The organism is Sutterella wadsworthensis (assembly GCF_003315195.1).
Taxonomy (GTDB): Bacteria; Pseudomonadota; Gammaproteobacteria; order Burkholderiales; family Burkholderiaceae_F; genus Sutterella; species Sutterella wadsworthensis.
The window spans coordinates 1-9,137 of sequence record NZ_QNRV01000050.1 but is presented as its reverse complement, the minus strand read 5'-3'; the positions used below and the strand labels follow the sequence as shown (position 1 = coordinate 9,137).

Genomic DNA, 9,137 nt, shown 5'->3' with positions numbered 1-9,137 from the left:
TTGGCGTCCCCACGGGGATTCGAACCCCGGTACCGACCGTGAAAGGGTCGTGTCCTAGGCCTCTAGACGATAGGGACCCTAGAAACTTGGTGGAGGATAGCGGGATCGAACCGCTGACCTCTTGCATGCCATGCAAGCGCTCTCCCAGCTGAGCTAATCCCCCAAGAGAGGGTTCGGATAATATCAGAATTCTTTCGAGACTGTGGCGTCCCCACGGGGATTCGAACCCCGGTACCGACCGTGAAAGGGTCGTGTCCTAGGCCTCTAGACGATAGGGACCTCGAAATTGGTGGAGGATAGCGGGATCGAACCGCTGACCTCTTGCATGCCATGCAAGCGCTCTCCCAGCTGAGCTAATCCCCCGGGAATTCTAATTTTCCGATTGGGTTGGAAAACCAACCCCTTCATAAATAGCCAAGCCCGCATAAAGCGGGCTTTAACTGTGGCGTCCCCACGGGGATTCGAACCCCGGTACCGACCGTGAAAGGGTCGTGTCCTAGGCCTCTAGACGATAGGGACCCTAGAAACTTGGTGGAGGATAGCGGGATCGAACCGCTGACCTCTTGCATGCCATGCAAGCGCTCTCCCAGCTGAGCTAATCCCCCCTGAATTGAGAAAAGAGATTATGCCGATGGAATCTATTTTTAGCAAGAAAAATAATGCATAAATTTACAATTTGTTTCATACATCTATTAACAGCCCCTCCACGACCTCTCGCACAGAGAGCTGACGGATTCGCTACGCTTGTCACTGCATATTGATGCGCAGACAGATGAAGGAATCATGCCGCAGCAGACCCAAAAACCAGCCGTCCCGCCGACAACCGCAGCAGCAGCCGATGCCGCACCGGCCATCCGTATTCGCGGCGCCGCGCAAAACAACCTCAAGCACCTCAATCTCGATATTCCTATCGGCAGCTTCACGGTAGTCACCGGTCTCTCGGGCTCCGGGAAATCATCGCTTGTCTTTGACACGCTTTATGCAGAAGGACAAAGACGCTACGTTGAAACTTTCAGCCCCTACGCCCGACAATTCCTCGACCGCATGGACCGGCCGAAAGTCGATGCCATAGATGGTGTCCCGCCCGCTATCGCTATTGATCAAAACGCTGTTATCCGCACATCACGCTCGACCGTTGGCACGATGACAGAGATCAATGATCGCTTGAAGCTTCTGTTTGCCCAAAAGGCAGAGGTTTATTGCCCTCACGACGGTGCACATGTTGCGAATTTCACACCGGCGAAAATTTGGGAAGATTTTAGGAACCGAATAAACGCCGAGGGGCTTTTGGAAGCCAAAGCCGCGGTAGCTTTTGAACGCCGCGTACCGCACTCCATGCCGCTCGAGGAAGCCCTCGCCGCCCTTTCTGCGCAGGGTTTCACACGCATCCTCACACAAAAAGAAACCCCGGACGCGGTAACGCTTACCGTTGCCGCCGATCGCTTCCGCCCGAGCACTGTCGAACGAGCGCGGGCCATGGAAGCGCTTGAAACCGCTCTGGAGAAGGGAGCGGGCGAAGTCATTTTTTGGGTTGAAAAAGAAGGAATCTGGACGCCTGTTGGACGCTGGCGTCGCGGACGCATCTGCCCGGAATGCGGTGAAAAATTCCATGCTCCCCGTCCTTCGGATTTCAGTTTCAATTCCCCCGTCGGGGCCTGTCCCGTTTGCCGCGGATTCGGCCGAGTGATCACCACCGACCTGAATCTCGTCATCCCAGACCGTACCAAGAGCTTACTCGAAGACGCCGTCAAGCCTTTTTCCACGCCGACCTTCCGCGAATGCAAGGAAGAGATGCTCAACGCCTGCCGGCTAAACAACATACCGCTCACTCAAGCCTACGAAGATTTGTCTGAAGATGCGCGCCGCTTCATTGAAGAAGGGGACCCGCACTGGTCGGGGGACTGGCAGCATCAGTGGTACGGTATTCGCCGTTTTTTTGAATGGTTAGAAACCAAAAACTACAAAATGCATGTTCGCGTGCTGCTCGCCCGTTACCGCAGCTACCACACCTGTGAAGCCTGCGGCGGCGCACGCCTACTTCCAGAAGCATTGGTCTGGCGATTAGGCACGATTGACGATCGTCAGAATGCTGCCGCCGCCCTCGGCAGCGACATGCCTTCCGTGGAACCCATCGTGACTGGCCAACAGCTTTCCCCAGCTGCTTACAAACGCCTTCCGGGTTTCAATTTCCACGAGCTTATGCTTTTGCCTGTCAGCGAGCTGAGACATTTCTTGGAACGTCTTGCCGGCAGACCGCACGATGAGGCTGAAGATCTCGTGCTGCGCGAAGCTCTCTCGCGAACACAGTTCCTTTGTGATGTAGGTCTGGGTTATCTAACGCTCAATCGGCAGGGGCGTACGCTTTCCGGCGGCGAAGTACAGCGCGTAAACCTTACGACGGCTCTGGGCACCAATCTCGTCAACACGCTCTTTATCCTCGATGAACCCAGTATTGGTCTCCACCCTCGAGATATGGACCGTGTCAACGCAATCTTGCGGCGCCTGACATCGGCCGGCAATACACTCGTAGTGGTTGAACACGACCCTCAAGTGATGCTTGCCGGCGAGCGACTCATTGATTTAGGTCCCGGGGCTGGAGCTAATGGCGGTCAAATCATTTATGAGGGATCGACCCGCGGCGTACTCTGCGCCGCTACAGAAACTGGCGCTTATCTTTCGGGGAAAAAACGCATTAGCCGCAAAGCGCTTCCCATTGACGATCAGACGCCTTTTTTCTGTATTGCCCACGCCAAGCTCAACAATTTGAAGGACATCTCTGTACGCTTCCCTGTTGGGCGGCTGATTGCTGTCGCCGGCGTCTCCGGATCTGGGAAGTCATCGCTCATCGCCGAAACGCTTGTTCCCCTTATGGCTCGCACGCTGGGAACGGCCAACAGTGCCGCGAGCAGCGCCGGCGAAGACGCGGGCGATATTTCTTCCGCCGTTCTTTCCGGCGATCTGCCGTCCTCCGTGGAATTTGTTGACCAGAGCTCGCTCGGCCGTACAGCTCGCGGCAATCCAGCCAGCTACACAGGCGTATTCACATCGATACGCGAATTTTTCGGCACCAGTTCAGAGGCCGCAGAGGCTGGAGCCTCACCCGCGGATTTTTCCTTCAATTCCGGCAAAGGACGATGCCCGCACTGTGCGGGAACGGGATGGGAGCACGTTGAGATGCAGTTCCTGTCCGACATTTACCTTCCCTGCCCCGTCTGCCGCGGCCGTCGCTGGCAGGACTGGATCCTTGCCGTTCGTCCGGAGCTTGACGACGGGGTACGGCGTTCGATTGACGAAGTGCTGGATCTTACGGTTGAAGAAGCCGCCGCTGCCTTCGCCAATCATCCGGCCATTATTAAGTCTCTGTCGCTGCTGTCACTCACTGGATTGGGATATCTCAAGCTCGGGCAGCCGCTCTCCACCTTGTCGGGCGGAGAAAGACAACGCCTCAAGCTTGCTGCGCGTATTGCCGAAGGCATCCCGCAAAAACATCGCCGTTCAGATGCAGCATGGAACGGACCGCTTTTTGTTTTTGATGAACCGACGACGGGGCTGCATTTTGCCGATACGGCGAAGTTGGTCGACATCTTTGACCGACTGACGCATTTAGGTGCCACCGTTATTGTGATCGAGCACAATCTTGACGTGATCGGCGCAGCCGATTGGGTAATTGAACTCGGCCCCGACGGCGGCGCAGCCGGGGGCAGCCTTATTTTTGCCGGAACCCCCGTCGACATGACCGCTCAGGGAACTCTCACAGGAAAGGCCTTGTTTGCCTGGCGAAGAGCACAAAACGGCGATCAATCGCGTGAAGATTTTTTCAACTTGCCGCCGCTCAATCCGACCCGGAACGCCGATACGCTGGCAAGAGAAGCCAGCGCCATCGTTATTGAAGGCGCTAAAGAACACAATCTGAAGAATCTTTCCGTAGACATCCCTCGCGATGTCTTTACGGTCATTACAGGCCCTTCAGGATCGGGCAAATCGACGCTCGCCTTCGATATCGTTTTTGCGGAGGGCCAGCGCCGATATCTTGAAAGCTTGAATGCCTACGCACGTTCCATGGTGCAGCCGCCCCCAGAACCCGATGTTTCCAGCATTCGGGGTATTCCGCCCACTGTAGCCATTGAACAGCGCACAACACGCGGAGGACTGCGCTCTACCGTCGCTACGATGACGGAGATTTATCATTTTCTTCGGCTTCTCTATGTCAAACTGGGCACCGAATATTGCCCAAACTGCGGTATTCCTGTTGAGACACAGACGCCCGGATTGATCGCTTCTCGACTAAAAACGCAGTTCCGCGAGGGACGAGTTGCACTCCTCACGCCGATAGTGGAGTCCCGCAAGGGCATTTTCCAAAAAGAGCTTCTGACACTGCGCCAGAAGGGCGTAACGACCGTTCGCGCGGACGGCCGATTTCTAACACTCGATCCCGAGTTGCCGAAACTCGCCCGCAACAGCCTCCACACCATCGAAGCGCTTGCCGGCTTTGTGGATGCAGCCGCCCCGGCCGCCGACATTGAAGAAACACTCCAGACAGCGCTTAACCTTGTCGGAGCAACGCATCTTTGCGTCGTGCGTGCAGAACTGGTCGCACCAACACCTGCGGGCGCTCCCGCACTCACTATCCCTGCCGCGGACACTGCCTTCTATTCGCTCGATCGGGCTTGTCCGAAATGCGGGCTCAGTCTTCCCGAACTCGACCCTCGGCTCTTCTCCTACAACTCTGAAATGGGCGCCTGTCCCAAGTGTTCCGGTTACGGCATCATCACCGATGCCATTCGAAAGGCCATTCGCAAGGGAGAGGCAATGGGAAGCGAAATGCACGCCGCTGACGAGACAGAAATCATCTGCCGCGCTTGCGGAGGTACGCGCCTCAACCCCATCGCAAGGAATGTCCGCTGGGCCGGCAAAACCATTCCAGAGGTCTGCGCCATGACAGCTCAAGAAGCATCGTCATGGTTTGAGAATCTAGAGCTCGACGATCGCAGCCGAACCATTGCCAATGATGCACTGCTTGAAATACGTTCCCGGCTCAATTTCTTGACTGAAGTCGGACTCGAATATTTGACGCTTGACCGCAGCGCTCCCACGCTTTCGGGCGGCGAAACACAGCGCATTCACCTGGCCAGCCAGCTGGGTACGAATCTCCGCGGGGTCTGCTATGTCTTGGATGAACCGACGATTGGCCTGCATCCTCGCGACAACGCGATGCTCCTTTCTGCCATTGAACGATTAACCCAGAAAGGCAACACGCTTTTAGTGGTTGAACACGATGAAGAGACCATCCGCCGTGCAGATCACATCATTGACATTGGCCCTGGTGCCGGCATTCGCGGCGGGCGTCTGATGGGCCAAGGCACGGTTGAAGACCTCGAAGCCAACCCCGATTCACCCACCGGGCGAATGCTGGCACATCCGTTGCCCCATACCGGCACTCCCCAAAGACGCGTGAAGTTAAACGATCCAGAATTGAAAACGCTCGTCTTCCGCGGTATCCAAGCTCGTAATCTGCAAATTGATGAAATCACCGTGCCGCTGCAGCGCTTCACGGTAGTTACCGGAGTATCCGGCTCAGGAAAATCTACCTTCTGCCGTGAAGTCCTTTTCGCGAATCTAAGCCGCCGCCTTAAAGATGCCCAGGCTCCGTTGGTGGGCACCGATCAGCTGACTGGATTCGAAAATGTCGGTCGCGTATTAGAGGTTGACCAAACGCCAATCGGAAAAAACTCTCGCTCCTGCCCTGCTACTTATGTCGGCATCATGACGGCAATTCGCGATCTGTATGCTGCCACCAATGAAGCTCAGGCTCGAGGTTACGATGCCTCACGCTTCAGCTTCAACAAGGCTGTCGGCGCGTGTCCTGTTTGCGCCGGACAGGGACTGAGAACCGTGGAGATGAACTTTCTCCCTGACGTCAAAGTACTTTGTGAAGCCTGTGCAGGGAAGCGATTCAATCCGGAAACGCTGGAAGTGCTGTGGCGCGGCAAATCCATCGGAGACGTATTGGAAATGGAAATTGACGAAGCTGTAGATTTTTTTGCTTCAATGCCGTCAATTGCCTATCCGCTCAAGTTAATGCAGGACGTTGGACTGGGTTATCTAACCCTAGGGCAGCCTTCGCCCACCCTTTCTGGCGGTGAAGCTCAGCGACTCAAGCTCGTCACTGAACTAGCCAAAGTTCGTACAGACGGATCGTTTGCTGCACGTGCGCCGCACACGCTCTATGTCCTTGATGAGCCCACGGTCGGACTGCATATGACTGATGTGGATCGGCTCTCCAAAGTACTTTCACGACTTGTAGATGCCGGCAGTACTGTTGTCGTCATCGAACACAATCTCGACATAGCGGCTGACGCCGACTGGATCATCGACCTGGGCCCTGAAGGCGGCGCCAAAGGCGGTAAGGTGGTTGCTCAAGGATCGCCGAAAATGATTGCCCGAAAAAACACCGCTACCGGCATTGTTCTAAAGGCTTTCCTTGCCGAGCATAAGCCAGTCAAATCGGCATAGCCTGTCAGGCGCTGGCAGACGAACCGCCTATTGCCCAGATGGCAATAGGCGGTTCACAAAAGCTTCTGAATCAGCGGCGCTCAAGCCACCAAAGTGAAAGCGCTGCGGCAAAACACATCAATATAGAAGGCAGAGCTGCCATCAGCGCAGGCGGCATGCTGGATAGAACACTCAGGTACAGGAAAATGTTGTTGAGCGCGTAAAACGCAATACCTACAAGTACGCCGCAGAAGATCTTTACGGCCATACCACCCGAACGCGCGTTCATATAAGCAAACGGCATAGCCACCGCGAGCATCACGAGACAGATGAATGGATAAAAGGCTTTAGACCAGAAAACGGAAACATAGTGCTCAGTGTCCTGATGCACCTGATCAAGATGCTCAATAAAGCGGTTAAGTTCATCCATTGACATGCGATCAGGCTTTGTCGTCATCACGCTGAGAATATCGGGATTAACGGTAGATGTCAGCTTCAGCGCGTCGACGTGTTCTGTCGTCACACTTCCCTGCTGAGGCGCATCCTTCGTTGCCGTCACCGCAGGGTAGTGAATGATCACTGCGTTGGTAAGCTCCCAGCCCGTACCCGTCCAACGACCGCTTTCGGCACGAACCAAGCGGAGCAGCCGGCCATCGTCACGATTGAATTCAAACATACGCCAGGCCCCCGTCAGCTGCCGATCAGAGGCTGAGAGGTTGCGTACGTTGATATAGCGTTCAACCCGACCGTCCTCGGGCGAATTAATAACGTCTCGTACCCAAGCACCAGATGCAAATCCGCGGATCGACAATGATGCATTGGTTCCCGAACGCACTTCTTGAGCAAAACGCTGAGCTGCAGGGGCTACGATCTCGCCTAATCCGTATGTCGCCAGCACGCAAATAACCCCCGGAATAAGCAAGGACCGTGCAAGGCGCCACGGAGAGCATCCGGATGCGCGAAGAACAGTGAATTCTGAAGTGGATGCCCACTTTGACATCGTATAAACCGATGCAAGCAAAACTGCGAGCGGCATCACTTCATAAGCACGCGACGGCAGCGTCAGTGAAGTCGTCAAAAAGGCTCTGCCAATGGTGTAGTCCGCGCCCAAATCATCCAATTGCCCAATCAGATCGAAAAACGCAAAAAGTGCAATAAGTACAATCAGTACAAAGATCGTTGAAAGCAAGATGTCTTTGGCAAACTGCCGAGAAATGACGCTCATGCTTCACCTCCCTTGGAGCGGTGAGCCAGCATTTCTCTAAGCCGCCAAGCAGAGCACCAGCTCGGCAGCCAACGAGTCATCCAAGTACGGCGTATAAAAAGAACGACCGTCAAAATCAAGAGACTTCCGTTCAGTACTGTATAACCGCTCCAGAAAGTCAGCGCCTGCTGCTCAATCTTTGTTTCGACAATAGAAAGTGCATTCAAATAGAGAATAAAAACTAGCGCAGCCATCAACAGATTCAGACTGCGTCCTGCCCGCGGTGAAGTACAAGAAAGCGGAATAGCGAGAAGTGCAAGCAAAAGTGCGGCTACGGGCCATGAGAAACGCCAAAGCAGTTCTGCTTGATGGTCTGGTGTCGGAGATGCGATTAAAAGCGCAATCGGCATGGAACTGGTTTTGGTAGAGGCAAATGCACGATCAATGCGAATATCCAGACGTACACCGTAACTGCCAAACTCAACAATTCGTGTTTTGCCAGAGTCAGTTTGGGCCTCATAACGACGACCATTGCCAAGAACGACGTAGCGATCCCCCTCCGCATTCACCTCAATAGTGCCTTTTTCGGCAGTAACGACGGATTCTTTCCCCCAATCGCCTTCAGCCATAAAGACATTTCGGACTTGATTTCCGCCTTCCTCGGCGGACTCTACGAAGAAGACGCGTTTGCCGCCCATGGCTTCAATAAAGCGTCCAGGCGCAATAGCATTCACATCTTCACGTGCAGATACGCTGTTGCGCAGCCGATCGGTTTCAGCCCGAGCCCAAGGCGAAATAACAATCGAGAGCAGTGCAATAACAACAACGATCGGAAGCGCAAACTTAACTGTCGGTTCGATCCAAGACAGAATAGAACGGCCACCGGACGAAAACCAGACGACCATTTCATTGTCTTGCCAAGAACGCATCAGAGTCATCAGTGTCGCAATGAAGAGCGAAGCTGCAAGCAGCGGAGGCAAATTCACTAATGCGTTGTAAAGCACTAGCTGCACAACCGTTCCATGCTCAATAGAGCCGCCAGCGGCCATATTGAGAAATCTAACCATGGCGACAGCAAGCACGATCGTGAAGAGCACCGTGAATACGGCACCGGCGAGGTTGGCTAATTCAGCAATCAAGGAGCGCTTGAAAATCATCTCGTCTACTTCACCATCAGCGCACTATAAATACATGAATCCAGCATCCGACAATCAAGGTGTGAACGCCGATTCAAGCAAAGATATTGATTGTATAGGGCTTCCCTGCAGAACGAAAGTCTGACAGTACCCTCTTGACAATGCGTTTCTTAAATCCATAGCGAAAACCCCTGCAGACCGAAATCTGCAGGGGTTCGTATAGGGAGCCTGGCGATGACCTACTTTCACTGGAAATACAACCAACTATCATCGGCGCAGAGGCGTTTCACTGTCCTGTTCGGAAT

The 9,137-nt window shown here is 54.4% G+C and carries 3 protein-coding genes and 6 tRNA genes; 1 reads left to right on the top strand and 8 read right to left on the bottom strand.

Going from position 1 to position 9,137, the window contains the following annotated elements:
• Position 1: 1 nt before the first annotated feature.
• The 6 genes from DES29_RS11870 to DES29_RS11845 all read right to left on the bottom strand — a co-directional run bounded on the left by DES29_RS11870 (position 2) and on the right by DES29_RS11845 (position 605).
• Positions 2 to 77 (bottom strand) — tRNA-Glu (locus tag DES29_RS11870).
• Positions 78 to 87: 10 nt separating this feature from the next.
• Positions 88 to 163 (bottom strand) — tRNA-Ala (locus tag DES29_RS11865).
• Between the two features lie 40 nt (positions 164 to 203).
• Positions 204 to 279 (bottom strand) — tRNA-Glu (locus DES29_RS11860).
• Between the two features lie 8 nt (positions 280 to 287).
• Positions 288 to 363: transfer RNA gene (locus DES29_RS11855), tRNA-Ala, on the bottom strand.
• An 80-nt stretch (positions 364 to 443) separates the two neighbouring features.
• A tRNA-Glu gene (locus DES29_RS11850) sits at positions 444 to 519 on the bottom strand.
• 10 nt (positions 520 to 529) lie between these two features.
• Positions 530 to 605 (bottom strand) — tRNA-Ala (locus DES29_RS11845).
• Positions 606 to 783: 178 nt separating this feature from the next.
• Here DES29_RS11845 and uvrA point away from each other — a divergent pair.
• Positions 784 to 6,513: an excinuclease ABC subunit UvrA gene (gene uvrA, locus DES29_RS11840; RefSeq protein WP_113854935.1), complete on the top strand. Its 5,730-nt coding sequence runs from the start codon at positions 784 to 786 to the stop codon at positions 6,511 to 6,513.
• 70 nt (positions 6,514 to 6,583) lie between these two features.
• On the opposite strand, the gene lptG is transcribed toward uvrA, so the two are convergent.
• Both lptG and lptF read right to left on the bottom strand, forming a co-directional pair.
• A complete protein-coding gene (lptG, locus tag DES29_RS11835; protein WP_005431028.1) occupies positions 6,584 to 7,717 on the bottom strand; it encodes an LPS export ABC transporter permease LptG in 1,134 nt (377 codons plus the stop codon).
• Positions 7,714 to 8,853: an LPS export ABC transporter permease LptF gene (lptF, locus tag DES29_RS11830; RefSeq protein WP_021994896.1), complete on the bottom strand. Its 1,140-nt coding sequence runs from the start codon at positions 8,851 to 8,853 to the stop codon at positions 7,714 to 7,716. Before lptF ends, lptG begins: the two co-directional genes overlap by 4 nt.
• Between the last annotated feature and the right edge of the window lie 284 nt (positions 8,854 to 9,137).